This is a genomic window from Synechococcus sp. CCAP 1479/10, assembly GCF_019038515.1.
Lineage (GTDB): Bacteria > Cyanobacteriota > Cyanobacteriia > PCC-6307 > Cyanobiaceae > Cyanobium.
Genome location: NZ_JAFKRJ010000003.1, coordinates 54,083 through 76,422, shown reverse-complemented (window position 1 = coordinate 76,422; position 22,340 = coordinate 54,083). Strand labels below are relative to the sequence as shown.

The 22,340-nt window shown below is 66.8% G+C and carries 24 protein-coding genes and 1 riboswitch; of the genes, 13 read left to right on the top strand and 11 right to left on the bottom strand.

The genetic code is table 11. The features are described from left to right. Nucleotides 1-9: 9 nt before the first annotated feature. The 5 genes from KUG39_RS00955 to KUG39_RS00935 all read right to left on the bottom strand — a co-directional run bounded on the left by KUG39_RS00955 (nt 10) and on the right by KUG39_RS00935 (nt 6,216). On the bottom strand, nt 10-2,067 hold the full coding sequence (locus KUG39_RS00955) for an alpha-amylase family glycosyl hydrolase (protein ID WP_353617305.1): 2,058 nt from the start codon (nt 2,065-2,067) through the stop codon (nt 10-12). After that, nucleotides 1,967-2,890 (bottom strand): PfkB family carbohydrate kinase, encoded by a 924-nt coding sequence (locus KUG39_RS00950; protein ID WP_216912138.1) that lies wholly within the window; start codon nt 2,888-2,890, stop codon nt 1,967-1,969. The genes KUG39_RS00955 and KUG39_RS00950 overlap by 101 nt, the downstream gene beginning before the upstream one ends. Before the next feature lie 3 nt (nt 2,891-2,893). Further along, complete coding sequence (locus KUG39_RS00945; protein WP_216912136.1) at nt 2,894-3,730, bottom strand: HAD-IIB family hydrolase; 837 nt, start codon at nt 3,728-3,730, stop codon at nt 2,894-2,896. Between the two features lie 22 nt (nt 3,731-3,752). Next, the gene (locus KUG39_RS00940; RefSeq protein ID WP_216912134.1) at nt 3,753-5,894 is read right to left on the bottom strand and encodes an HAD family hydrolase; all 2,142 of its coding nucleotides are present in this window, start codon (nt 5,892-5,894) and stop codon (nt 3,753-3,755) included. Nucleotides 5,895-5,967: 73 nt separating this feature from the next. Beyond that, a complete protein-coding gene (locus KUG39_RS00935; protein WP_190612448.1) occupies nt 5,968-6,216 on the bottom strand; it encodes a chlorophyll a/b-binding protein in 249 nt (82 codons plus the stop codon). Nucleotides 6,217-6,362: 146 nt separating this feature from the next. Here KUG39_RS00935 and KUG39_RS00930 point away from each other — a divergent pair, with 146 nt between their 5' ends. Then, nucleotides 6,363-6,662 (top strand): hypothetical protein, encoded by a 300-nt coding sequence (locus KUG39_RS00930; protein ID WP_216912132.1) that lies wholly within the window; start codon nt 6,363-6,365, stop codon nt 6,660-6,662. On the opposite strand, the gene KUG39_RS00925 is transcribed toward KUG39_RS00930, so the two are convergent. Both KUG39_RS00925 and KUG39_RS00920 read right to left on the bottom strand, forming a co-directional pair. Continuing rightward, nucleotides 6,643-7,599 (bottom strand): isopenicillin N synthase family dioxygenase, encoded by a 957-nt coding sequence (locus tag KUG39_RS00925; protein WP_216912130.1) that lies wholly within the window; start codon nt 7,597-7,599, stop codon nt 6,643-6,645. The two genes, KUG39_RS00930 and KUG39_RS00925, sit on opposite strands and share 20 nt — an antisense overlap. 12 nt (nt 7,600-7,611) lie before the next feature. Then, on the bottom strand, nt 7,612-8,418 hold the full coding sequence (locus KUG39_RS00920; protein WP_216912128.1) for a prohibitin family protein: 807 nt from the start codon (nt 8,416-8,418) through the stop codon (nt 7,612-7,614). A gap of 95 nt (nt 8,419-8,513) precedes the next feature. Between KUG39_RS00920 and KUG39_RS00915 the strand changes: the two genes are divergently transcribed. Genes KUG39_RS00915 through KUG39_RS00905 form a run of 3 tightly spaced genes read left to right on the top strand, consistent with a single transcriptional unit; the run spans nt 8,514 to nt 12,464 of the window. Further along, a complete protein-coding gene (locus KUG39_RS00915) occupies nt 8,514-9,458 on the top strand; it encodes an AEC family transporter (protein ID WP_216912126.1) in 945 nt (314 codons plus the stop codon). Between the two features lie 36 nt (nt 9,459-9,494). Then, entirely contained in the window at nt 9,495-10,076 is a 582-nt protein-coding gene (locus KUG39_RS00910) for a rhomboid family intramembrane serine protease (protein ID WP_094584070.1), read from the top strand. A 6-nt stretch (nt 10,077-10,082) separates the two neighbouring features. Further along, entirely contained in the window at nt 10,083-12,464 is a 2,382-nt protein-coding gene (locus tag KUG39_RS00905; protein ID WP_216912125.1) for a CPBP family glutamic-type intramembrane protease, read from the top strand. Here the strand turns inward: KUG39_RS00905 and ppk2 are convergent. From ppk2 to KUG39_RS00890, 3 genes are all read right to left on the bottom strand, one after another. After that, nucleotides 12,455-13,423, bottom strand: a complete 969-nt coding sequence (gene ppk2 / locus KUG39_RS00900; RefSeq protein WP_216912124.1) for a polyphosphate kinase 2 — start codon at nt 13,421-13,423, stop codon at nt 12,455-12,457. The two genes, KUG39_RS00905 and ppk2, sit on opposite strands and share 10 nt — an antisense overlap. 105 nt (nt 13,424-13,528) lie before the next feature. Next, nucleotides 13,529-13,735: a hypothetical protein gene (locus tag KUG39_RS00895; protein WP_094584067.1), complete on the bottom strand. Its 207-nt coding sequence runs from the start codon at nt 13,733-13,735 to the stop codon at nt 13,529-13,531. Nucleotides 13,736-13,806: 71 nt separating this feature from the next. Next, nucleotides 13,807-13,944, bottom strand: coding sequence for a hypothetical protein (locus tag KUG39_RS00890; RefSeq protein WP_190612454.1), 138 nt, complete (start codon nt 13,942-13,944; stop codon nt 13,807-13,809). 226 nt (nt 13,945-14,170) lie between these two features. Here KUG39_RS00890 and KUG39_RS00885 point away from each other — a divergent pair, with 226 nt between their 5' ends. The 9 genes from KUG39_RS00885 to KUG39_RS00845 all read left to right on the top strand — a co-directional run bounded on the left by KUG39_RS00885 (nt 14,171) and on the right by KUG39_RS00845 (nt 22,171). After that, the gene (locus KUG39_RS00885) at nt 14,171-14,449 is read left to right on the top strand and encodes a DUF3136 domain-containing protein (protein WP_094584066.1); all 279 of its coding nucleotides are present in this window, start codon (nt 14,171-14,173) and stop codon (nt 14,447-14,449) included. 68 nt (nt 14,450-14,517) lie between these two features. Beyond that, a riboswitch (guanidine-I (ykkC/yxkD leader) is annotated at nt 14,518-14,677 on the top strand. A 31-nt stretch (nt 14,678-14,708) separates the two neighbouring features. Beyond that, nucleotides 14,709-15,923, top strand: coding sequence for an agmatinase (gene speB, locus KUG39_RS00880; protein WP_216912123.1), 1,215 nt, complete (start codon nt 14,709-14,711; stop codon nt 15,921-15,923). A 3-nt stretch (nt 15,924-15,926) separates the two neighbouring features. Continuing rightward, on the top strand, nt 15,927-16,322 hold the full coding sequence (locus KUG39_RS00875) for a hydrogenase maturation nickel metallochaperone HypA/HybF (RefSeq protein ID WP_216912122.1): 396 nt from the start codon (nt 15,927-15,929) through the stop codon (nt 16,320-16,322). Between the two features lie 6 nt (nt 16,323-16,328). Beyond that, nucleotides 16,329-17,030 carry a hydrogenase nickel incorporation protein HypB gene (hypB, locus tag KUG39_RS00870; RefSeq protein ID WP_216912121.1) on the top strand — a complete coding sequence of 234 codons (702 nt, stop codon included), beginning with the start codon at nt 16,329-16,331 and terminating at the stop codon, nt 17,028-17,030. Next, entirely contained in the window at nt 17,030-18,394 is a 1,365-nt protein-coding gene (gene glnT, locus KUG39_RS00865) for a type III glutamate--ammonia ligase (protein ID WP_216912120.1), read from the top strand. The genes hypB and glnT overlap by 1 nt, the downstream gene beginning before the upstream one ends. Before the next feature lie 127 nt (nt 18,395-18,521). Then, nucleotides 18,522-19,532, top strand: coding sequence for an ABC transporter substrate-binding protein (locus tag KUG39_RS00860; RefSeq protein WP_216912119.1), 1,011 nt, complete (start codon nt 18,522-18,524; stop codon nt 19,530-19,532). Nucleotides 19,533-19,537: 5 nt separating this feature from the next. After that, nucleotides 19,538-20,314 carry an ABC transporter permease gene (locus KUG39_RS00855; RefSeq protein WP_216912117.1) on the top strand — a complete coding sequence of 259 codons (777 nt, stop codon included), beginning with the start codon at nt 19,538-19,540 and terminating at the stop codon, nt 20,312-20,314. A 5-nt stretch (nt 20,315-20,319) separates the two neighbouring features. Beyond that, a complete protein-coding gene (locus tag KUG39_RS00850; protein ID WP_216912115.1) occupies nt 20,320-21,087 on the top strand; it encodes an ABC transporter ATP-binding protein in 768 nt (255 codons plus the stop codon). A gap of 34 nt (nt 21,088-21,121) precedes the next feature. After that, on the top strand, nt 21,122-22,171 hold the full coding sequence (locus tag KUG39_RS00845) for an aromatic ring-hydroxylating oxygenase subunit alpha (RefSeq protein WP_216912113.1): 1,050 nt from the start codon (nt 21,122-21,124) through the stop codon (nt 22,169-22,171). On the opposite strand, the gene KUG39_RS00840 is transcribed toward KUG39_RS00845, so the two are convergent. Continuing rightward, nucleotides 22,120-22,335 carry a hypothetical protein gene (locus KUG39_RS00840; protein ID WP_216912111.1) on the bottom strand — a complete coding sequence of 72 codons (216 nt, stop codon included), beginning with the start codon at nt 22,333-22,335 and terminating at the stop codon, nt 22,120-22,122. The two genes, KUG39_RS00845 and KUG39_RS00840, sit on opposite strands and share 52 nt — an antisense overlap. Nucleotides 22,336-22,340 lie beyond the last annotated feature (5 nt).

Sequence of the window (22,340 nt, the reverse complement as noted above, 5' to 3'; positions counted from 1 at the left end):
ATCGGGCGCTCAGGTCTTGGTCAGCCAGTAGAACTGGTAAGCCTGCAGCACGATGCGACTGCCGGACTGGGACGGCCGCCGGCCCGAGTGAAGATCGACCAGTCCATCGTGGCTGCTGAAGACCGGCGGCACCAGGCTTTCGAGATCGAAGAACCGGGGCTGGTCGTTGAAGTTGGCCACCACCAGCACCAGCTCCGATGGCCGCAGGTGGTTGGTGCGCACAAAGGCCAGCAGATGGTCGTTCTCCAGGGGCAGGATCTGGCGATTGTTGAAATCGGCAAAGGCTGAGATCTCCTTGCGGATCGCGATCATCTTCTTCATCGCCGAGAAGATCGCATGCTCCACGGTCCCCTGCTTCCATCGGAGCTCGGCCCTGGTCCAGTCGATCTTCGGGCGATGCACCCAGCGGGTGTCATTGCACTTGCTGGGGTCGGCGTAGAAGCTGTAATCGTTCAGCACGCCAAGGGCATCGCCGTTGTAGATGAGCGGGATACCCCCGAACGACAAAATGACCCCATGCATCAGCAGGATGCGGCTGATGGCGGTGGCGATCAGCTGCTGATCCTTCGATTCGAGGGCCGACTCCAGACCGACGAGGGAGGCCAGGGAACCGCAGATTCGCGCATCACCCGTGGTGTCATTGGGCATGAAGATGAGCCCGCGGGGAATCGCATCGAAGTCCCCCTTGAAATACTCAATCAGAAAACGCCGGTGGGCACGGGGGTCGTAGCCCACCTGTTCGATGTCACTGTCATCGAAACCGAAACCGATGTCGTCATGGCAGCGGACGTAGTTCAGCCAGGTGGCCCGCTCCAGCTTGCTGGGCAGGCTCTTGAGGCCCTGGCAGAGGAGTCGGGTGTTGCGGGTGGCCACACCGTCCCAGAGCAAGGCCATCAGGGTGGCGTTGTAGGCAATCTCACATTCCTTGGCCACGATGGCGTCTTCACCGAAGTATTTGGTGATTTCGGTGGGGGCCACGATGGCCTCGGCGATGAACAGGACACCCGGGGCGGTCACCTGGCAGCAGTCCTTCATCAACTGCAGGATGAGGTGGGCCTTGCGTTCGTTCTGGCAGCTGGTGCCGAGCTTCTTCCAGAGAAAGGCAACGGCATCGAGCCGCAGAACATCCACACCCTGGTTGGCCCAGAACAGCAGCACATCGAGCATTTCGATGAACACCGCCGGGTTGGAGTAGTTGAGGTCCCACTGGTATTCGTGGAAGACCGTCATCACCCACTTCTGCATCTCCCCATTCCAGGTGAAGTTACCCGGATCGCTCTCGGGGAACACCTCGGGCATGCTCTGCTCGAAGACATCAGGAATATCCCGGTTGTCAAAGACGTGGTAATAATCCTGATAATGTTGTTCACCGTCCATGGCACGCTGGGCCCATTCGTGCTCATCCGATGTGTGGTTCAGCACGATATCCAGCACCAGCAGAATCTCACGATTTCTGAACTCGTCGGCAATCCTGCGCAGGTCATCAAGCGTGCCGACCCTGGCATCGATGCGGCGGAAGTCACTGATCGCATAGCCACCGTCGCTCTTTCCGGCTGGGCACATCAGGATCGGAAGGATGTGCACCATGTTGATCCCCAGCTCCTGGAAGTAGCCGATCTTGCTGGCCAGATCAGGAAGATTCTCGGCGAAGCCATTGGAGTAAACAGCCATTCCGACCCACTTCTGGGAGAGGAACCAGTTGTAGTCATCCTCTCTCAGAATATCGAGCGCTTCAAGATCTGGCGAACGGTCGATGTAGCCACGGGCCATGGTTTCGACCAGGCGCAGAAGCTGGAACTTGAAGTCGTCACGATGGCCATAGAGGGTGACGAACAACGAATGGATGGCGTAGAAGTTGGCGCCCAGCCTTGTGTAGAAGTGACGCAAGTCCTGGCGTCGGATCTCTGGACGCAGATCATCCAGGATGGAATTCAGCAGGGAGTGGGAAATCTGTTCGTACATCGGATCAGCCAACCCCCCATGACGCCAGAAACTGCGTGTAGACCGACGGGTCATCGATGGTGGCACCCCGCTGTGACACCAGGGCCGCGGCGAAATCGCCGGCACGGGCGACGGTCTCGGCCCATGGCCACCCCTGGCTGAGCCCCAGCAGCAGGACGGCGGCGAACCCGTCCCCCGCACCCACCGTGTCGACGACGGGGCCAGCGGCGGCGGCGGCGACGGAAACGATCGCGCCGCCACGCCAGTGCAGGGCACCGAGGGCACCGCGGGTGACCACCAGGGTCTCCAGCCGGTGACGTTCGGCAAAACGGTGCATGGAGGCGGCCAGGGCATCCCGATCGTCCTCGGGGGGCGCGTCGTCCTCGGGCGGCGCGTCGTTGCTCAGCAGGGCCAGCTCCGCCGCATTGAGCTTGACGTGATCGGCATCGTCCACCAGGGGCAGAACCGTCTCGATCGACCACCAGGGACGGCGCAGGTTCACATCCAGGACGATCGGACCTTGGTGCAGTGACTTCAGGGACGCCAGGGCAGCCGCCGAGGGGGGATGGCGAAGGGCCAGGGTGCCGTGATACAGGAGGCCTGTGCCCGGAACCATGGACGGTTCGGGCGGATCGATGAAGTCGTAGGCGCTGCCCGACACGATCGCGTAGCAGGGCTCGCCATTCACGAGGGTGACGCTCACCCGGCCGGTGGCATGGATCGGGTCGGTCTGCAGAGCGGAGACATCCAGGCCCCAGTGCCCCATGGCGGAGCGGATCCGCTCGCCCCTGGCATCCCTGCCGACCCGGCTGACAAGTCGGGAAGAGAGACCAAAACCCCTGAGGTGCCAGGCCACATTGAAGGGCGCACCACCAAGAACTTCGGTGCCATCCGGAAAACAATCAAACAGAACTTCTCCAAAGACGGTGATCGGACATCGCGTCGGCATCGTTCAATCCAGCTCCGGAATGGCTTCGGCATGAAAATGGCCGATCCCTTCCAGGATGCCGGCACTGTAGTTGCCGTTCATGCCCAGAAAGCCACCTCTGGCAAGATACAAAAACTCAGACGTACCTTTTCGGGCCGACTCCCGCACAGCCTGCTCGGCCACATCCGGATGGGCATTGGCAACCAGCACGGCCGGCAGCCCGCTGGTGAGCACGCAGAGATCATTGCCGCTGTCACCGGCATAGAGCGTCTGTTCAGCTGAAAAGCCCTGCTCCCGCATCAGAAACTCGACCGCATGGAGCTTTCCGGCCCGCTGCGGCAGGACATCCAACAGACCGACACGCGACGATTCATCGTTGCTGAAGATGAGCGTGGTCGCGATCGCCAGGGGCTCAAGGCAGGCGTGGATGGCCCTGGTGAGGGCGGGGAGATCGGCCAGCGGTGAAAGGAAGAAACTGAGCTTGTGGGCGTTCTGCCTGTCCTCGGGCTGCAGCACCAGGCCGGGACATCCCCCCAGAAGGGCGCCCAGCTGGCCCGCGGAACAGCCCTGCCAATCTGCGGCGATGTACCGCGACCAGGCGTCCAGAAGGGACCAGCCATCGCCGTCCCTGACGTGGATGGAACTGCCGACGTCGCCGATGATCCAGTCCGGCTGGGGCAGGTCATAGTCCCGAATCGATTGCTCGATCAAGGCCAGATGCCGGCCGCTGACATAGGCCAGCGAGAACCCCGACTGGCGGAGCACCCTGGCGAGCATGGCTCGGGCCCCCTCCGATTCGGGCAGCTCACCATTGGGAAGCAGGGTACGATCCAGGTCCGTGCAGAGCAGCAGACGTCGCATCGGCGGGAGGTGCGGGGACTGCTCATCGCCCGAAGAAGTCATAGTGGTCGATGGCCTCGAGGATTCCAGCGGCATGGGATCTGGCAGAGAAATAGACCCGTTCGGCGTCACTGAGCTGGGCCAGTTCCTGACGATGGGGGCTGTCGACCACCACGCCAAGGGTCTGGCCACGGAGCATGTCTTCATCATCACGGGATCCACCGTTCACCAGAACATGCTGCAGGGGAATCTTCCACTGGTTGGCGACATAGCGCAGGGCCTGGCCCTTGGAGGCACGGGCCGGAACGAAGTCAAGAAACTGGCCGAACGAGAGGCTGGTATGGGCAGAGAGCTCATGCTGCCGCAGCAGGGTGAGAATCTCCTCCATGGCAGGCGCCTGCTGGGGATCATAGAAATAGGAGAGCTTGAATCGGCTCTGATGTTCCTTCGCCTGCAGGGTCAGACCGGGCAGTGGATCCATCAGGCGTTTGAGAGCCTGGGGTGTCCAGAGATGATCAATGTGGTGGATCCAGGAGATGTCCGTCGTCAACTGGGGTGGGGTATAGATCTCGGTTCCCAGGCTTGTGATCAGCACATCGGGCATAGGGATGGCATGAATCTTCAGGAGCTTGAGCACCGAGTTGAGCCGTCGTCCGGTGGCAATCCCGAACAGAACCCTGCGGTGCTGCTCCCTCATCAGCTTCACGAAGCGGGAGAGGGCCTCCGGATCACCCAGAAGGGTGTTGTCGATGGCGGTGAAGATGGCGCGGGTTCTTGTCTGAACGGCGGGCGGCTTCGCCAGCGGGGCCGGACGGGCCACGACTCGCTTCTGAACGATCAGATCCTCCACCAGTTTCAGATACCGGCTGGCATGGGCTTCCCAGGAATAGAACCTGGCAATCGTCGTCAGGCCGTTGCTGGAAAAGGTTGACCACACAGCATCATCTTCGAGAATCATCAGCAGGGCGCCGGCAATCGATGCTTCATCAAGAGGATCAATCAGCAGACCATTCCTGCAATTGCCGATGATGTCGACGGGTCCACCGACTTCCGTCGCCACGAGCGGCAGTCCACTGGCCGCCGCCTCGAGCAGGGTGAGCCCGAAGGGTTCAGTGAGGGCCGGGTTGACGAAAACCCCTCTTGAGGAGGCGGCCAGTCGATAGATCTCAGCCACATCACTGGGGGCATGGTGCTTGGGGAGGGCCACCAGGCCATTGAGCTCATGGCAGTCGATGACAAGAAGCAGCTCGGTGAGAACCTGCTGGGCGCCCTCGTTCAGCTCACGGATGTCATTTCGATTCCCGGCAACAATCACAAGATTGGCCAGCTTCTGCAGGCGCTTTGACTTGCCGTAGGCCTCCAGGAGGGTGACGATGTTCTTGCGCTCATCCGGCCTTGAGAGGGCCAGAATCATCGGCTTCTCAGGCTCCCGGAGATACTTGGCAAGGGTGCCGGCAAAGGCGACCGGGCCATCCTCGGGTGTCGGTGGATGGAACTGATTGAGGTCGGTGCCCGGGGGGATGACCGACATCTTCTCAGGGGTGTAGCAGTCGTAGAGTTCGTATTGGTCTTCAATCTCATTGTGGGTGCTGGTGATCACAAGGCTGGCACTGTTCAGCACATCTTCTTCGGCACTGATTCGCTCGGCCATCCGATAACGCTTCTGAATCTCCTCCACAGACAGACCGAGGGCCAGAAGCCGGCGCAGCTTGTCCCTGCCGAGGGAGTGGCCGGTGTGAATCAGCGGCAGACCCGTGAGATGGGACAGGCGAACACCGACATAACCGGCATCGGCGTAATGGCTGTGAAGAATGTCCGGCCGTCGCGGCTGATGATGGAGCCAACTGAAGAGCTCATCGGTGAAGGCATCGAGATGGCCCCAGAGCTCTTCCTTGGGGATGTAGAGATCCGGTCCTGCAGGAAGCCGAAGGATGCGTGCGTTGGCATCCAGAACCTCGATCGGCTTGCCGTAGTCCTTCGAGACGTCAGCATCCTTGATGCAGCGCGTGACCAGATCCACCTGGGCAACCGCAGGCTGGCGGGCCAGGGCCCTGGTCAGTTCCACCACGTATTTCGTCTGCCCGCCGGTATCGGCGTCACGGCCGAGCTCCAGATTCTCTCCACGGATCAGGCCATGGAGGCTGATCATCAGGATGTAGAGGGGGCTGCCAGCGGCTGCGGCCATCACGATTCCCGTCGGGGATGGCCGGCTGGTGAGGATGGCTTCGGCCAGGGACGATCGCCCCGGAACAGGGGCCTCAGCCCAGCAGCCAGCGCAGCATCAGGGCCAGCTGACCAAGGATTCCCCTGCCGGTGAACTCCTCGCCGATCAGGGCCGCCAGGAATCCGATCATCGCCACCCGCCCGTTGAGACGCTCGACCCCCGCCAGGGCAGCCCGGTTCCAGGGGCGGGCGGTGGTGAGGCCTTCCCCGAAGCGCTCGAGGGGCTCGTATTGAAAGGCCTGGCCGCCCGCGGCCGTGTTGCGCTCGTTCGCGCCGGTCTCCAGTGTGCTGCCTTCGCCTCTGCTGCCTTCGCCTCTGCTGCCTTCGTTCACGGATTCCGCCTCTGGGTGGGCCCAGCCTATGGGGCTCCCGCAGACCGGTGGCGCGCCGAAGCGATCCAGTTACAGTACAGGTGTACCAGAGGTCTGCCATGGCACCCGGCCAGATCGATCCAGCGGTGGCCCCCCTGAGGCGGGCCAACCCCCAGCGCTTCCGGGAGGCGCGAGCCGGGCACCTGGCCGTGGTGGCCATGGCCGGCAGGCCGTGGTTCATCGGCCGGATCTGCGAGCTCAGCGGCCCGACCCCGGCCGATTTCGCCCGGGTGCTCAACATCGACACCGGCGACATCGAGAGAATCCCGGCACCCTGGATCGTCGAACTCATGGGTGACGGCGGCCTTCTGAACGACCGCTATCCTCGCCAGCGGATGCTCAGTTCTCGAGCAGATTGATGCGGTAAAGCACCTCTTCGAGGGCATCTGCAGCGGATATGGCGCTGTAACGCTGCGGCTGATCCGGGCCGCAGCAGGAGGGCACCGGCGCCAGGACCGTCCAGGGTCTGGCATGGCAGAACTGCACGACGCTGAAGCGCTCATCGGTGGCCCCCGGCGGCGCCACCACCCGATGCCAGCCGGTGGGGATGCGGCCGTTGGAGAGACGCTCCAACATCAGCCCCGTGTTGATGATCACCCGGCCCTCCGGCGGAGCCGCCTCCACCCATTCCCCGGCCACGCGCACCTGCAGCCCCGGCCCGGTGGCCCTCGGCAGGGCTGTGATCAGATTGATGTCCCCATGGGCCGCCGCCCAGACATGCCCCTCCCCCGGTGCCTGGGCCATGGGGGGATAGCGCAGAGCCCGGGTGAGGGTGGGGGCCTCACGCACCATCTCCTCGAAGAAGCCATCACCGCAGCCCATGGCCACGGCGATCACCCGCAGAAAGCGCCGCTGCAGATCGGCGATCGCCCGGTGGAACTCCTCCAGCACGGCGGTGATGCCGGGAACGGCCGCCTCCGGCAGGACCTGCTCGGGATAGAACGCCGGGAACCGGAGCCGCAGGGGATGGCCGGCCGCCAGGGGGGCCGACCAGTTCAGCATCTCCTTCCAGTCCGGGTGATTGCTGCCGGCGGCCGTTTCCACCAGCACCTCCGTGTAACCGGTCTGACCGCTGGCGCCGGGCGCCCGGAAGCGCCGCTTGGTGTCGGCCTCGAGGGCGAAGAACCGCTGCAGGAGCCCGTAGGCGGAGTCCAGCAGGTCAACGGGCAGATCGCTGCTGGTGTAGACGAAGCCGTTGGCCAGGCTGCGCCTCACCCCATCGACGACGGCGTCGCGGGCCCTCGCGCCGCCCCGTTCGAAGGCCAACAGATCCACATCGAGAATTCCCTCGTCCATCGGGCGTCCCGCTCAGCGGCGGCCGTTGACGATCACCGGGCTGCCGCCGCCCCCGGCCGCCCCGGGCAGGGCCGGCACCACCGAGGTCTGCCCATCCCATTTATCCAGGAACAGCTTGTAGAGCACCTGGTCATCGAGGCTTGAGTTGAGGGTCTGGTACCGCTTGGCCTCCTGCTCGGCGATCAGCACCTCCGTCTGGGCCCGCAGCAACTGTTGCTCGGCGATCTGCTTCTGCTCGATCGCGGCGCGGTACTCCTCGGCAATCTGCAGGCCGGTGAGGTCCAGGCCCTGGACGGTCACGTAGTCGAACTTGCGCAGTTCCTCGGCCACCTTCTCCTGCACCAGTTCGGAGATGGAGTTCCACTCGGTGGCGATCGTCACCAGTTCGTACTGGGAGAACACCGACTTGAGGGCCTTCAGCAGGGAGGGCTGGATCACCCGCGGATAGATCTGCTGGTCGTCGGTGGCGATCGTCTCGTAGATGCGACCCGCTTCGGCGGGCTTCATGGCGTACTTCACGGTGGCGGTGGCCTGGATCACCTGCAGGTCCTTGGTGAGGGTGGAGAACTGCTCCGGCCGCACCTGGGTGCGCACATCGAAGAGGGAGGTGTTCTGGGCCAGGGGGACCTTGAAGTTGGCCCCCGGCTGCCGTGGCTCACCGGTGACCTTGCCGAGGGTGGTGACCACGGCCACGCTGCCCGCCGGCACGATGAACACCGTCTGGGTCAGCAGCACCAGGCCTGCGAGCACGGCGGCGAAGACCAGCTGCCAGAGCCCGCCGAAGCCGTTGTCGGCACCGGAGCGCATGGGGGATTGCATCGAAGACCTGGGCATCTGGGGAAGCGACGACCCTAGGCAGCGCTGCAGGCCGGGGACCGCCATGGTGGGTACGCCAGGGGTGCGGTGGAGGGCTGGTGCTGCGGTTCCTGCTCGAACTGATCCCCTGCCTGGGCCTCGGACTGCTGCTGGGGATGCGGTTCCCCGGGCTGCCCGGACGGCTGGCCCCGCCGCTGATCACCTGGGGCATTCCCATCAGCCTGGTGGCCCTGCTGCTGCGGTCGGGCTTCCAGGCCGAGCTGCTCACGGCGGCCCTGATGGCGGCGGCCGCCTCGGGCCTGGGCCTGCTGCTGCTGCGCCTGCCGGCCCTGGGCCGGTGCATCCCTGAGGGCAGCCTGCAACTGGGCTGCGTCGTGGGCAACACCGCCTACTGGGGGCTGCCCGTGGCCCTGGCCCTGCTTCCCCCCGAGGCCATCGGCTTCACGATCGCCTTCGATCTGATGGCCACGCTGATCACCTGGAGCCTCGGTCCGCTGCTGGTGGACCGGCGCGCCACCGGCGTGCGCCGCCAGCTGCGGGTGCTGGCCACCAGCCCGGCCATGCGGGGACTGGCGCTGGCCGTGCTGCTGCACCAGACCCCTTGGAGCGCGGTACTGGCCCAATGGCTGTGGTGGCCGGCCCGGCTGGTGGTCCTGGTGGCCCTGGCCCTGGTGGGGATGCGGTTGGGCCTGATGCTCCGGCGCCGCCCGGCGGGCACGGCCGGCCCCGCCGGCGGTTCGGCCCTGCTGGCGCCCCTGGTGGGCAAGCTGGTGGTGCTCCCGGCGGCCATGCTGCTGCTCGCCGTCCTGCTGGGGCTGCCCTCCCAGTTGCGGGACGCGGTGGTGCTGCAGGCGGCGGCCCCCACCGCCATCTCGGTGCTGCTGCTCACGGAAGCGGCCGCTGCCGGGCGGCAGGAGACCGCCGGAGCCGGGCGGCGGCAGGCGGCCGATGGGGTGGCGTCGCTGGTTCTCTGGAGCACCGCCCTGGCCCTGGTCTCGGTTCCGCTGTGGTGGTGGCTGCTGAGCGGTCCGCTGGGGAGCTAGGACAGGCCGACACGCACTGCCGGTTCGCCTGCAGCCATGGCCGGATCCCTTGCCCAGCGGCTCGACCGCAGCCTGTCCCGCCTGAAGGGCATGGCCGTGCTGCCGGTGCTGATCCTGGCGGTGCCCTGGGTCCAGGAGATCATCGACCAGGTCTTCTTCGGAGGCCGCTGGAACCTGCCGATGGTGCCGGGAGGGCCCTTCCTCGGGGTGCTCACCGCCCCCTTCAGCCACGGAGGCTTCGGACACCTGATCAGCAACAGCCTCTGGTTCCTGCCCCTGTCCTGGCTGGTGCTGGCCAAGAGCCGGGGCGACTACCTGGCCGTGTGGCTGGGGGTCTACGCCACGGCCATCCCCGTCTGGCTGTTCTGGCACCAGGCCAGCCATGGCCTCTCCGGGGTCATCTACGGACTGCTGGGCTACCTGCTGCTGATCGGCTGGCTGGAGCGCCGCCCCCTCTCGATCCTGCTGTCGCTCACCGCGCTGTTCGCCTACGGGGGGGCGCTGCCCAGCCTGCTGCCGTTCCTGAGTCCCCCGGGGGTGAGCTGGATCGGCCACGCCTCCGGTTTCGCCGGCGGCGTGCTGGCGGCCCTGGCGATCCACCGGGAAAGCGGCGGTTAGGACCCCATGCCGCCACCTGCCAAGCCCGGGCGGCCTCGCCCCGACCGCCGCCGCCGGCTGACCCTTCTGACGGCCGTTCTGGCCATGGTGCTGCTGGTCCTGCCCCTGGCCAGGGGTGCCCTGGGCGCGCCGCCCCCCCCACCGCCCACCAGCTACGACCTGGCCTGGCAGGCCCCCTTCAACCGTCCGGAGCACTATCCGCTGGAACGTCGGCCGGACCCGGCCCTCTACCGACCACATGGCGACTGGTTCGGGCGCCTGATCCTTCCCGCAGCGGCCGAGATGGCCCGGGGCGGCGGCGACTGGGTGTGGCTGGAGCTGGAGCAGGCCCCGGCGGGCCAAGAGGCCCTGGTCGGCCAGCGCCTGCGGCTGGGCTGGCGGGACGAGCCGGTGCTGCGGGCCCTGGTGGGCAAGGTGAGCACGCCGGTGCGGCTCGGGGCCCAGGCCCGGCTGGCGGCCCAGCAGGGCAATGTGGTGCCCACCCGCCTGGATGGGCGCAACGATGTCGGGCCGCTGCAGACCCTGGCGGGGGCCCATCCCCACGACGACATCACCGTGGCGCTCGAGGACGTGGACGTCGAGCGGCGGGACGGGGACACCGTGCTGCGGATCGCTCGCCCGCCCCTGCAGAGCACGGGCCGCTGGGTGGCTCTGGTGCGGCTGCTCTCCCGCGACCCTGCCGACCCGGAGCGCTTCCGGGTGCAGCACTACGACCGGGGCCGGGGGGACTTCGGCGGTGCGATCGAGACGGTGCGCCTGCCCCGTCAGCCCCCCGATCGCCATGGCCGGCGCTTCTTCGATCCGCAGGGACTGCTGGAGTCCCCCGTCGGCAGCGACGGCTGGTACCTCTACGGCGCCCCGGACAGCGACGGGACCTTCACCGCCCAGGCCCTGGAACCCCGCCACCTCACCCGCCTGGAGAGCGACCAGGTTCTGCGGGGCACCGCCGCCGGCCTCAACGCCATCAGCCGGACCAACTGGAGCGACAGCGAGACCCGGCGCGGCCGCTTCAGCCGGGTTGGCCTGGATCCCGATGGGGAGCACGCCCCCTGGCAACCCGGCGACCGATCCCTGCTGATCCACAACTTCGGCGGCATCGGCGGGCCCGATGGCGAGCCGATCAGCGGCTTCACGGTGACGGGGCACTTCGCCTTCGGTGCCGCCCGGGTCGTGATCGATCCCTTCAGCGGGGAGCCCCGCTTCGACCTGCGCTACCACCAGATCTACGCCAACAATCCCAACGGCATCGTCTCGGGCAGCCAGGACTGGAGCGCCTACACCGGCAACCTGCAGCGGGGCTGGCTCGGGACGCGGCCGATCTCGGACGTGCTGGTGCGCACCGACCCCCTGCTGCTGGAGGAACTGGCGATCCAGGCGGAGGTGCTGATGGCCCGCTACCGCAGCGGTGACGGCGGCGGGGTCTCGCTGGTGTCGCCGGCCATCTCCTGCGTGCAGGATTCCAGCCAGGCCCTCTGGATCGCCATCGACCAGCTGCGCCGCCGCCGCCGCGAGCTCGACGGCACCGAACTGCCCCGGCTCGCCTCCCTGGCCCGCTCCCTCGATGCCCTGCTGACGCCCTTCGGCATGGTGCGCGCCGACTGGCGCCACAACTCCTCGCTGATGGACCGGCCCGGCGATGCACCGGACCGCTTCCGGGCCAGCCCCAGCCTCTGGGATGGACTGCTCAGCTGGCGATCGATGCTGCCCCGCCGCGCCCACGACGAGATGGCCCGGGTGTTCCTGCGCCACGGGGACCCGCTCCATGTGCTGCGCACCAACCAGCTCCCCGGCGCCGACCGGCGCCTGGCCCCCCTGGCGCCGACCCAGCTCCTCGGTCAGCTGCCCGTGGTGGGGCTGGCCCTGCCCCGGCTGATGGATGCCTTCTTCACGCCCCTCGGTGGAGCCGGCCTGGCCCTGACGGCCCTGCTGCTGGGGGCCTACGCCGCCATCGCCCTGCCGCTGGGGCGCCGCAGCGGCTTCCTGCCGGCGACGGCTTCAGCGGTGCGGCCCTGGCTGCTGCTGCGCCAGGCCCCGGCCCTGCTGCTGACCCCGGCCCTGGTCGAGGAGACCCTGTTCCGGGCCGCCCTGCTGCCCCACCCCCTGGAAGGTCTCGGCATGGCGGACACCGCCGCCTGGGGGGCCCTGAGCGTGGGGCTCTTCGTCGCCTGGCATCCGCTGGCCGGCCGGCTCTGGTACCGCCGGGGCCGCAAGCTCTTCGACGACGGTCGCTTCCTGCTCCTGGCCGCCCTGCTGGGGGTGACGTGCGTGGCTGCCTACCAGCTCACCGGGTCCATCGCGGCCCCGGTGCTGATCCACTGGCTGGTGGTGCTGGTCTGGCTGGAGCTGCTCGGGGGCCGCCGCTGGCTGGTCGAGGGGGCTCAGGGATAGGCGTTGGGCACGAAGAACTGTTCGTTCATCGGGGGGCGCTGGTAGTCGGCACCGCTCTTGCGGGGGGGCAGTTCGATCGCCTTGGGTGTCATGTCCTCGTAGGGGACCTTGCTGAGCAGGTGACGGATGCAGTTGAGCCTGGCCCGGCGCTTGTCATTGGCCTCAACGGTGAACCAGGGGGCCTCCGGGATGTTGGTGTGGGCGAACATCTCATCCTTGGCCCGGGAGAACTCCACCCAGCGGTCCCGGGATTCCAGGTCCATCGGGCTGAGCTTCCAGCGGCGGGCCGGATCCTCCAGCCGGGAGCGGAAACGGGCCTCCTGCTCGTCGTCGCTGACGGAGAACCAGTACTTGATCAGGGTAATGCCGCTGCGCACCAGCATGCGCTCGAACTCCGGGCAGGAGAGCATGAATTCATTCACCTGCTCCGGCGTGCAGAAGCCCATCACCTTCTCGACGCCGGCCCGGTTATACCAGCTGCGGTCGAACAGGACGATCTCCCCGGCGGAGGGGAAATTCTCGACATAGCGCTGGAAGTACCACTGGGTCTTCTGCTGGTCGGAGGGGGTGCCGAGGGCCACCACGTTGCAGCCCCGAGGGTTGAGCGGCTCGGTGATGCGCTTGATGGTGCCGCCCTTGCCGGCCGCATCCCGGCCCTCGAACAGCAGGATCATGCGGTACCCCACATGCTTCGCCCAGTACTGCATCTTCACCAGCTCCACCTGGAGCCGGGCCAGTTCCTTCTCGTAGAACTTGCGATCCAGCTTGGGGGGGCGTCCCTCGGAATGGTTGGCGAGGTCGTCGAAGATCGGAGAGGGCCTGTAGAGATCCGACTCGCTCACGGCGGAAGCGCCGAGGCTTCGGGATTCTTTCGCCTTCGGCGGCTTGATCGTCAGGGTCTTGATCTTGAGACTTCCTTTTTCCTTTTTGCCAGGACCTTTACCCGAACCTTTGCCCATACCTTTGCCCGTACAGCCGACAGGGGTGTGCTGTCTACGGAATAGCCGATGGATGGGCTCCCGAGAGCAACAAGGAACACCCGACGGCAAAGCGAGAGATTTTCTTCATGTTGGCGCCGGTGCCGACGCGCCGCCGCCCATGGGGGAGAGGCTCGGGGAGGGCAGGTCGGAGGCGGCCACCCACTGGGCGATCAGCTGTTCCTGCCGCACCAGCCGGTAGCGGTTCCGCTCGCAGGGATGGTGCCGGTACTGATCCCGGAGGCTCTCCAGCCTGGCGACCAGGGAGTGGTAAACGGGGTGGTTCTTGTTCATCACCTCACGGGTGAGGCATCAACAGGGGGTGGGGACGGGGGGCCATCGGGCCGCCCTGGCCAGGGCGAGACTCAGACAGCGACGCTGACGCCGGGGGCCCACTGGGCGATCAGCTGCTCCTGGCGGACGACGCGGTAGCGGTTGAGCTCGTTGGGCAGGTCGCTGTACTGCTCGTTGAGGGAGCGGAGCTGCTCCAGCAGCGCGTTCATGACGGGATGGTCCTTGTACATGCCGGGAATCCTCTGCTGACAAAACCTTAACTGAATCGGAAGGGCCGCCACCCCCCTGTGCCGTCCGGGTCAGCGAACCCCCATGGCGTCCCCCTCCGGCCGGGGGAGGCCATGGGCGGGAATGTCCCCGGATGGGGGGCGCGCCCCGGCCGGCCATGGACGACAGTGGATGGATCTCTGCGGGGCCTGCCCCGAAGGATGGCCGATGACCGCCCGATCGCTTCCAGCGTCCCTACCGAAGGTCACGATCCCGAAAGTCACCATCGGTGAACTGGAGGCCAACTATTCGATGTACTGCAAGGCCCTGCGGCTGCTGGTCCGGGAAGGTCGAACCCTCAAGAAGATCCAGCGCACGGTCTGCTGGCACCGGCTCGAGCAGCTGCACCAGTGCCTGCCGAGCCAGTACAAGGACCCGGACTACCTCTTTCTGCTGCTGCGCCGCGAGACCAACCGCAAGGCGGCCGGTCTCCCCTGTCCTTCCTGAGGCGACCGCACCGATCCCGTAGCAACCGTCACAACCGTCCCGCCCGGGGGCCTTCAGGATCCCAAGGCGGAAATTGCTTCTAGGGTTCCGGTCCCCCATTGCTGGCACTGCCATTCCTGGCACTGCCAGCAGGCGTAGGGATGCCTGGTCCGAGAGAAGCGCACCCACCGAATCCGAGAACCCAGTTCTCACCGGTGTGTGGCACGGAGGGACAAAAGCCCGGGAGACCGCCCCATTCCCACCGTGCCCAGAGGTCCGAATGAACGATCCGTCCAGCGGGAGCCAGGCCGATGCGGCCGAGGCCTTCGACCGGGGGCGCCACCCCGCCGGCAGTGAAGGGGCCAGGGCCCTCGAGAAGGAAGCCGCCCTTCCCCTGACCGGCTGGCAGCAGGAGGTCGACCAGGGCCTTCGCCATGGCCTGGAGGCCGCCGAGAGCATCGTCGACCGGCGCATCTCCACCTTCTCCCGCGGTGAGCTGCCCCACTACGCCGGCATCAACACCTTCATGAAGGCCCCCTACCTGGAGGATGTGAACCGGGTTGGGGAGTTTGATGTGGCGGTGGTGGGGGTTCCCCACGACAGCGGCACCACCTACCGGCCCGGCACCCGCTTCGGTCCCCAGGGCATCCGGCGCATTTCAGCGCTGTACACCCCCTACAACTACGAGATGGGGGTCGACCTGCGCGAGCAGATCACCCTCTGCGACGTGGGTGACATCTTCACCATCCCCGCGAATAACGAGAAGAGCTTCGATCAGATCTCCAAGGGCATCGCCCACGTCTTCGCCAGCGGCGCCTTCCCGATCATCCTGGGCGGCGACCACTCGATCGGCTTCCCCACCGTCCGGGGCGTCTGCCGCCATCTCGGCGACAAGAAGGTGGGCATCATCCACTTCGATCGCCACGTCGACACCCAGGAGACCGACCTGGACGAGCGTATGCACACCACCCCGTGGTTCCATGCGACCAACATGGCCAACGCCCCGGCCGAGAACCTGGTGCAACTGGGCATCGGCGGCTGGCAGGTGCCGCGGGAAGGGGTGAAGGTCTGCCGCGAGCGGGGCACCAACGTGCTCACCGTCACCGACATCTGCGACATGGGCCTGGAGGCGGCGGCCAAGTTCGCCATCGAACGGGCCACCGACGGCACCGATTGCGTCTACATCTCCTTTGACATCGACTGCATCGATGCCGGTTTCGTGCCGGGCACCGGCTGGCCCGAGCCCGGCGGCCTGCTGCCGCGCGAGGCCCTCAAGCTGCTGGAGCTGATCGTGCGCAACGTGCCCGTCTGCGGCCTCGAGGTGGTGGAGGTCTCCCCCCCCTACGACGTCAGCGACATGACCTCCCTGATGGCCACCCGGGTCATCTGCGACACCATGGCCCACCTGGTGGTGAGTGGTCAGCTGCCCCGCAAGTCAGCCCCCGCCTGGCTCTCCAAGGACTGCAACATGCAGGTCGACCGCGCCTGGAGATAGGGCATGCATGAAGTCGACATGACGCGCTGCCTGCTGCTGTCCATGAACGAGTGGAAGCAGCAGCACGCTCCCCGGGTGCCGGCGGTGGATCGGGTCCATCTCGAAGTGGGCACCTTCACCTGCGTCGAACCCGACCAGCTGGTGGTCACCTGGGCCGATGCCGTCAAGGGCAGCTGGCTCGACGGCGCCGAGCTGGTGATCGAGTCGGTGCCCCTGGTGGGGCGCTGCGTCCGCTGCCAGGCCACCTACAGCCCCGTTCAAGCCGACGGCTTCCGCTCCCCCTGTTGCCACCACCCGATGGAGGAGATCGTCAGCGGCCGCGAACTGCGGATCCGTTCGGTCGCCTACGGCTTCGATACCGCCCCGTCCACCGCTTCCCGTCCCACAGCCGCCCGCTGATCCGCCATGCACATGCCCCTCGAAGACAGCCTCGGTCTGAATCTGCTGGCGGCCAACCAGCACCGGGCCGACCACAACCGCGAGCACTTCGACGCCTGGAACCTGCTCTGCCTCAACGTGATGAGCAGCCCCGGCGCCGGCAAGACCTCCCTGCTGGAGCGCAGCCTCGCCGCCCTCGCCGGCCGCTGGGCCATGGCCGTGCTGGAAGGCGACATGACCACCCTGCTCGACGCTGAGCGGCTGGAGGCCGTGGGGATTCCGGTGGTGCCGATCACCACCGGCCGTGCCTGCCACCTGGATGCCGCCATGGTCAGCGGCGGCCTGAAGCTGCTCCGCCAGCGGCTCGATCCCGCCGCCCTGGACATCCTCTGGGTGGAAAACGTGGGCAACCTGGTCTGCCCCGCCGAGTTCGCCATCGGTGAGCACCGCAAGGTGGCGCTCCTCAGCGTCACCGAGGGGGACGACAAGCCGCTCAAGTACCCGGTGATGTTCCGGGAAGCCGACTGCGTGCTGATCACCAAGGTGGATCTGCTGCCCCACCTGCCCGTGGATGTGGAGCGGATCGAGGCCCACATCCGCCAGGTCAACCCCCGCACCGCCGTGTTCCGCCTCTCCGCCACCACCGGAGAGGGCTTCGAGGCCTGGCACGACTGGCTCGACGCCCAGCGCCAGGCCGTTCAGACCTCCCCCGCCCTGCTGCACGCCTGATGAGTCACCAGCATCCCGCCTCCGATTCCACCTCGGCCCTGCAGGCCGACCTGCGCGCGAAGGGCGTCCGCTACGCCCTGGCCAGCTTCGTGGACCTGCACGGGGTGAGCAAGGCCAAGGCCGTGCCCCTCGAGCACCTCGACCAGATGATGGCCGGCTCCGAACTGTTCACCGGCGCGGCCCTCGACGGCGTTCCCCAGGAGGTGAGCGACGACGAGGTGGCCGCGGTCCCCGATCCCGCCAGCGTCACCGTGCTCCCCTGGCAGCCGGAGGTGGCCTGGTTCGCCAGCGATCTGCACCTGCACGGCCGCCCCTTCGACGCCTGCAGCCGCCACATCCTGGGCCGGGTGCGCCAGGAGGCCGCCGCCATGGGCTTCCGCTTCAACCTCGGCATCGAGACCGAGTTCTTTGTGCTGAAGAAGGGGGCGGCGGGGGGCTGGGTCCCCTTCAGCGACCGCGACACCCTCGACAAACCCGCCTACGACGTGCGCGGCCTGCTCGACAACCTGCCCTGGCTGGACGAGCTGGTGCAGGCGATGAACGGCCTGGGGTGGGGGGTCTATTCCTTCGACCACGAGGACGGCCCCGGCCAGTTCGAGACCGACTTCGACTACGCCGACGTGCTCACCATGGCCGACCGGCTGACCTTCTTCAAGCTGATGGCCAAGGAGATCGCCCATCGGCATGGGCTGCTGGCCACCTTCATGCCCAAGCCCTTCGGCGACCGCACCGGCAGCGGCGCCCACTTCAACATGTCCCTGGCGGACCTTCAGACCGGGGTGAACCTGTTCGCCACGCCCGAGGCGACCCCCGGGGAGGTCACCCGGCTGGCGGAGCACTTCATCGCCGGTGTGCTCCGGCACGCCCCCGCCATCTGCGCCGTGATCGCCCCGACGGTCAACAGCTACAAGCGCCTCGTCGCCCAGGGGAGCATGTCGGGGTTCACCTGGGCACCGGTGTTCGTCTGCTACGGCAACAACAACCGCACCAACATGCTGCGCATTCCCTCTCCCGGCGGCCGGGTGGAATGCCGGGCGGCCGACATCTCCTGCAACCCGTACCTGGGTGCGGCCCTGATGCTGGCCGCCGGCCTGGAGGGGATCCGCGAACAACTCGATCCCGGCGCCCCCAACCTGGTGAATGCCTACACACTCAGCGCGGCGGAGCGGGCCGAACGGGGCCTGAACATGCTGCCCCGAACCCTTGGCGAGGCGGTGGAGGCCTTCGCGGCGGATCCACTTGCCGAAAGCGTATTCGGTGATGCCATGTTCAAGGCGTTTGTCTCCTACAAACGTGAAGAGTGGGAGTCCTACCACTCTGCTGTCTCCGAATGGGAACAGCAGCGTTATCTGGAGTTCTTCTGACCCTCTCCAGCGGGGGCTCCCTTCACCCAACAACCCCACGGAACCGAACCCAGCATCCATCTGGGATCGCGTCAAAGACGCGACCCTCTCCATCTGCGCAGGCACCACCCTTTCCCCGATTTACCTGATGTTGAAAGCCACCTTGTTCCGTCGTCAACGCCGGGCCGTCGCCCTCACCCTGATGGCCGCTCTCGGGGGAGGATTGCTGGCCGGTTGCCAGCAGCCTGCGAGCCAGGAGGCGCCCGTCAAAATCGGCTACAGCGCCTGGCCGGGCTGGTTCCCCTGGAAGGTCACCGAGGTCAAGGAGCTGTTCAAGGAGCAGGGGGTGGCGGCCTCGATGCAGTGGTTCGACGGCTATCTCGATTCGATCAACGCCCTCAACGCCGGTCAGCTGGATTGCAACAGCCAGACCCTCAACGACACGATCAGTTCGGTGGCGGGTGGGGCCGATCTCCAGGTGGTGCTCCAGAACGATTTCTCCACGGGCAATGACCAGATCATCGCCGCGGCGGAGATCAAGTCGATCCCCGAGCTGAAGGGCAAGAAGGTCGCCGCCGAGGAAGGCACCGTCGACCACTTCCTGCTGCTCAAGGTGCTCAAGGATGCGGGTCTCTCCGCCAAGGACATCACCTTCGTTCCCCTCGAAACTGGCGCCGCCGCCGCGGCCTTCGCCGCAGGCAAGGTGGACGCCGCCGGCGTCTATGCCCCCTTCACCACTCAGGCCCTGAAGCGGCCGGGCAGCCGGGCCCTGGCCACGTCCAAGGATCACCCCGGGGCGATCAGCGATCTGCTCGTCTGCCGTACGGAATTCGTCGCCAAGAATCCCGAGAAGGTCCAGAAGATCGTCAACGCCTGGTTCGCCACCCTCAAGACGATCAAGGACGACCCCACCGGCACCCTGCCGATCCTGGTGGAACGCTCCGGCGTCAGCGAAGCCGAGTTCAAGGAGTACAACGCCGGCACCACCATCCAGACCCTGGAGGAAAACCGCAGCAACTTCAAGCCGGGCACCACGATGCTGTCGCTGCCCTATGCCGCCGAACAGATCAGCGTCTTCCTGGTGGAGACGGGCCTGGCCAAGACCAAGCCTGACCTCACCAACCTGCTGAACTCCCAGTTTGTCGACAACGCCCGTTGAGCACCATGGCCCGGTCCCCCGCCCTGCGTCGCTTCCTCAGCCACCCCTGGGTCCTGGGGGTGCTCGGCATCCTCACCGTCTTCCTGGTGTGGTGGCTGGTCACCGCCAGCGGCATGGTCGACAAGCTCTTCCTGCCGGGCCCTGGAGCGGTGTGGATGGCGGGAACCGACCAGTTCCAGCGCGGCATCCTGGTGGCGGATGCGGTGGCCAGCATCAAGCGGGTCTTCATCGGCTTCGCGATCTCGGCAGGGCTGGCCCTGCCGATCGGCATCGCCATGGGCACGAACCGCACCATCTGCCACTTTCTGGAACCCCTGATGGCGCTGATCCGCTATATGCCGGCGCCGGCCTTCATCCCCCTGCTGATCATTTATTTCGGCCTCGAGGAGCTGCCGAAGGTGATGCTCATCTTCATCGGCACCTTCTTCTTCAACACCCTGATGATCATGGATGCGGTGAAGTTCGTTCCCTCCGAACTGGTCGAAACGGCCCTCACCCTGGGTGGCCGGGGCCTTCCCATCCTCACCCGGGTGGTGGCTCCCTACATCGCCCCCCAGGTGCTCGACACCTACCGCATCAACATGGCCTCGGCCTGGAACCTCGTGATCGTCGCCGAACTGGTGGCCGCCAACGAGGGCCTGGGCAAACGCATCAGCCTGGCCCAGCGATTCCTGCGCACCGATGAGATCTTTGTCGGGCTGATCGTGATCGGACTGATCGGTCTGATGATCGATCTGGGTTTCCGGTTTCTGATGCGACGGGCCTGTTCCTGGGCCAACTGAATCCCATGCATCTCCAGGTTTCCCAGGTTTCCAAGAGCTTCGGCGAGGGGCGGGATCGCAAGCTCGTTCTCGAAAACATCTCTTTCGAGCTGTTTTCGGGTCAGTTCATGGCTCTGGTCGGCAGTTCGGGATCCGGCAAGTCCACCGTCATGCGCCTGATCGCCGGCCTCGAGCGGCCCAGCGAGGGCAGCATCCACCTCGATGGCGTGCCGGTCCGGCGCCCCGGCTCCGACCGCGGCATGGTGTTCCAGAAGTACAGCCTCTACCCCTGGCTCACGGCGGCCCAGAACGTCGCCTTCGGCCTGTCCCTCCAGGGACGGGGCAAGGCGGAGATCCGCGAGCGGACCGCCTACTTCCTCGACGTGGTCGGGCTGGCCGACGCGGCCCGGCTGCTGCCGCGGGAACTCTCTGGGGGCATGCAGCAGCGGGTGGCCATCGCCCGGGCCCTGGCCACCGAGCCGAAGGTGCTGCTGCTGGACGAACCGTTCGGGGCGCTGGATCTGCAGATCCGCGAATCGATGCAGGAGTTCCTCCACGACCTCTGGAAGCGCACCGGGCTTACCGCCCTGCTGATCACCCACGACATCGAGGAGGCGCTGCTGCTCGCCGGCACCGTCCACATCATGGCGCCGCGGCCCGGCAGGATTGTCCACACCGTCGACGTCCAGCTGGACCGCTCCGACCTGCGCCACCTGCGCGTGTCCCAGCCCTTCCTGGAACTGCGCGAGGAACTCGCCAGCCGCCTGCGCAGCCTGGATGGCTCCCTGCTCTGAGCGTTCCCTCCGCCCTGCCCTGACCGTTCGTTCCATGGACACCGCCACCCGGGCCGCCTTTCTGCCAACGGAGCTGTACGGCTCGGCGTCCGTGGCCGCCCTCGAGCGCGAGCACTACGCCAGCCGCTTCTGGCACCCCGTCGCCGCCGCCGCCGATCTGCCGCCGGGGCATGTGCGGGCGCTGGAGCTTCTGGGCCTGCCCGTGCTGCTAAGCCACGGCAGCGATGGCGTCGTGCGGGCCTTCCGCAACCGCTGCCCCCACCGAGCCGTGGCCTTTCGCGAGCCGGCTGAGGGCAGCGTGGCCTGCCGGAGGCTGGTATGTCCCTACCACGGCTGGACCTACGACCTGGGCGGCACGCTGCTGGCGGCCGCCCGCGAAGGGGAGTTCGTCGACCCCTTCGATCGCGGTGCCTGGCCACTCGAGGGCCTGGGCTGCCAGGTGCGCGCCTCCCTGATCTGGGTGGCCCTGGGGGCCGATCCGATCCGCCTCGACGACCAGCTCGATCTGCCGCTGCAGGAAGCCCCCGAAGCCCTGGCCCGAACCCTGGTGCCCCTGGCCTTCCACGAACAGGGGCTCGCCTGCAACTGGAAGATCGCCCACGACAACACCCTCGACGATTACCACGTCGCCATCGCCCATCCCACCACCCTGCATCGGCTGCAGGGCCCGGTTCGCGACTACCGCCATCGCTTCGGCACCTGGGCCAACGTGCTGGCCACCCCCTGGCCTGAGGCGGAGGGTGAGTTCCTCACCTTCGGCCTGCCGCCATGGAACCACCTGCTGCTGTGGCCCGACGGACGGATGGCGATGATCCAGTTCCTGCCCGAGACGCTGGACACCTGCCGCATGCAGGTGTGGCTGCTGGGCCCCGCCTCACGCCAGGCCGAAGGGGAGGCGCTGATGGCGGAGATGGTCCATTTCCTGGCCGAGGACCGGGACCTGGTGGAGTCGGCGCAGCGCGGCTACGGAGACGGGTTCCGCACCGGCCCCCCGCACAGGCTGGAGGCCCGGATCCTGCACCAGCAGGCGATCTATGCGGCGCTGCTGGAGCCCTGGTACGCGTCGGGGCGGATGCCCAGGTAGGCGGCCTCCTTGAACAGGGCGCGCTTGGCATCGGCGTCCTGGCGCTGCTCGGCGATGGCGTAGCGGGCGCGCAGCGAAGCGACCAGGGTGGCCTGGCGGGGATCGGACCCTTCGCTGGAATGGCTGGACGACGGTGAGGCGGTCGGGGCGCCGTTCACGTTCATCACGA

Coding starts and splice junctions, on each gene's coding strand:
- KUG39_RS00910 (WP_094584070.1), top strand. CDS start 9,495: ATGGCCGGATCCCTTGCCCAGCGGCTCGACCGCAGCCTGTCCCGCCTG.
- KUG39_RS00945 (WP_216912136.1), bottom strand. CDS start 3,730: ATGCGACGTCTGCTGCTCTGCACGGACCTGGATCGTACCCTGCTTCCC.
- KUG39_RS00885 (WP_094584066.1), top strand. CDS start 14,171: ATGACCGCCCGATCGCTTCCAGCGTCCCTACCGAAGGTCACGATCCCG.
- KUG39_RS00840 (WP_216912111.1), bottom strand. CDS start 22,335: ATGAACGTGAACGGCGCCCCGACCGCCTCACCGTCGTCCAGCCATTCC.
- KUG39_RS00905 (WP_216912125.1), top strand. CDS start 10,083: ATGCCGCCACCTGCCAAGCCCGGGCGGCCTCGCCCCGACCGCCGCCGC.
- KUG39_RS00925 (WP_216912130.1), bottom strand. CDS start 7,599: ATGGACGAGGGAATTCTCGATGTGGATCTGTTGGCCTTCGAACGGGGC.
- KUG39_RS00850 (WP_216912115.1), top strand. CDS start 20,320: ATGCATCTCCAGGTTTCCCAGGTTTCCAAGAGCTTCGGCGAGGGGCGG.
- KUG39_RS00920 (WP_216912128.1), bottom strand. CDS start 8,418: ATGCAATCCCCCATGCGCTCCGGTGCCGACAACGGCTTCGGCGGGCTC.
- speB (WP_216912123.1), top strand. CDS start 14,709: ATGAACGATCCGTCCAGCGGGAGCCAGGCCGATGCGGCCGAGGCCTTC.
- KUG39_RS00860 (WP_216912119.1), top strand. CDS start 18,522: ATGTTGAAAGCCACCTTGTTCCGTCGTCAACGCCGGGCCGTCGCCCTC.
- KUG39_RS00855 (WP_216912117.1), top strand. CDS start 19,538: ATGGCCCGGTCCCCCGCCCTGCGTCGCTTCCTCAGCCACCCCTGGGTC.
- KUG39_RS00890 (WP_190612454.1), bottom strand. CDS start 13,944: ATGAACGCGCTGCTGGAGCAGCTCCGCTCCCTCAACGAGCAGTACAGC.
- KUG39_RS00950 (WP_216912138.1), bottom strand. CDS start 2,890: ATGCCGACGCGATGTCCGATCACCGTCTTTGGAGAAGTTCTGTTTGAT.
- ppk2 (WP_216912124.1), bottom strand. CDS start 13,423: ATGGGCAAAGGTTCGGGTAAAGGTCCTGGCAAAAAGGAAAAAGGAAGT.
- KUG39_RS00940 (WP_216912134.1), bottom strand. CDS start 5,894: ATGGCCGCAGCCGCTGGCAGCCCCCTCTACATCCTGATGATCAGCCTC.
- hypB (WP_216912121.1), top strand. CDS start 16,329: ATGCACATGCCCCTCGAAGACAGCCTCGGTCTGAATCTGCTGGCGGCC.
- KUG39_RS00930 (WP_216912132.1), top strand. CDS start 6,363: ATGGCACCCGGCCAGATCGATCCAGCGGTGGCCCCCCTGAGGCGGGCC.
- glnT (WP_216912120.1), top strand. CDS start 17,030: ATGAGTCACCAGCATCCCGCCTCCGATTCCACCTCGGCCCTGCAGGCC.
- KUG39_RS00845 (WP_216912113.1), top strand. CDS start 21,122: ATGGACACCGCCACCCGGGCCGCCTTTCTGCCAACGGAGCTGTACGGC.
- KUG39_RS00895 (WP_094584067.1), bottom strand. CDS start 13,735: ATGAACAAGAACCACCCCGTTTACCACTCCCTGGTCGCCAGGCTGGAG.
- KUG39_RS00875 (WP_216912122.1), top strand. CDS start 15,927: ATGCATGAAGTCGACATGACGCGCTGCCTGCTGCTGTCCATGAACGAG.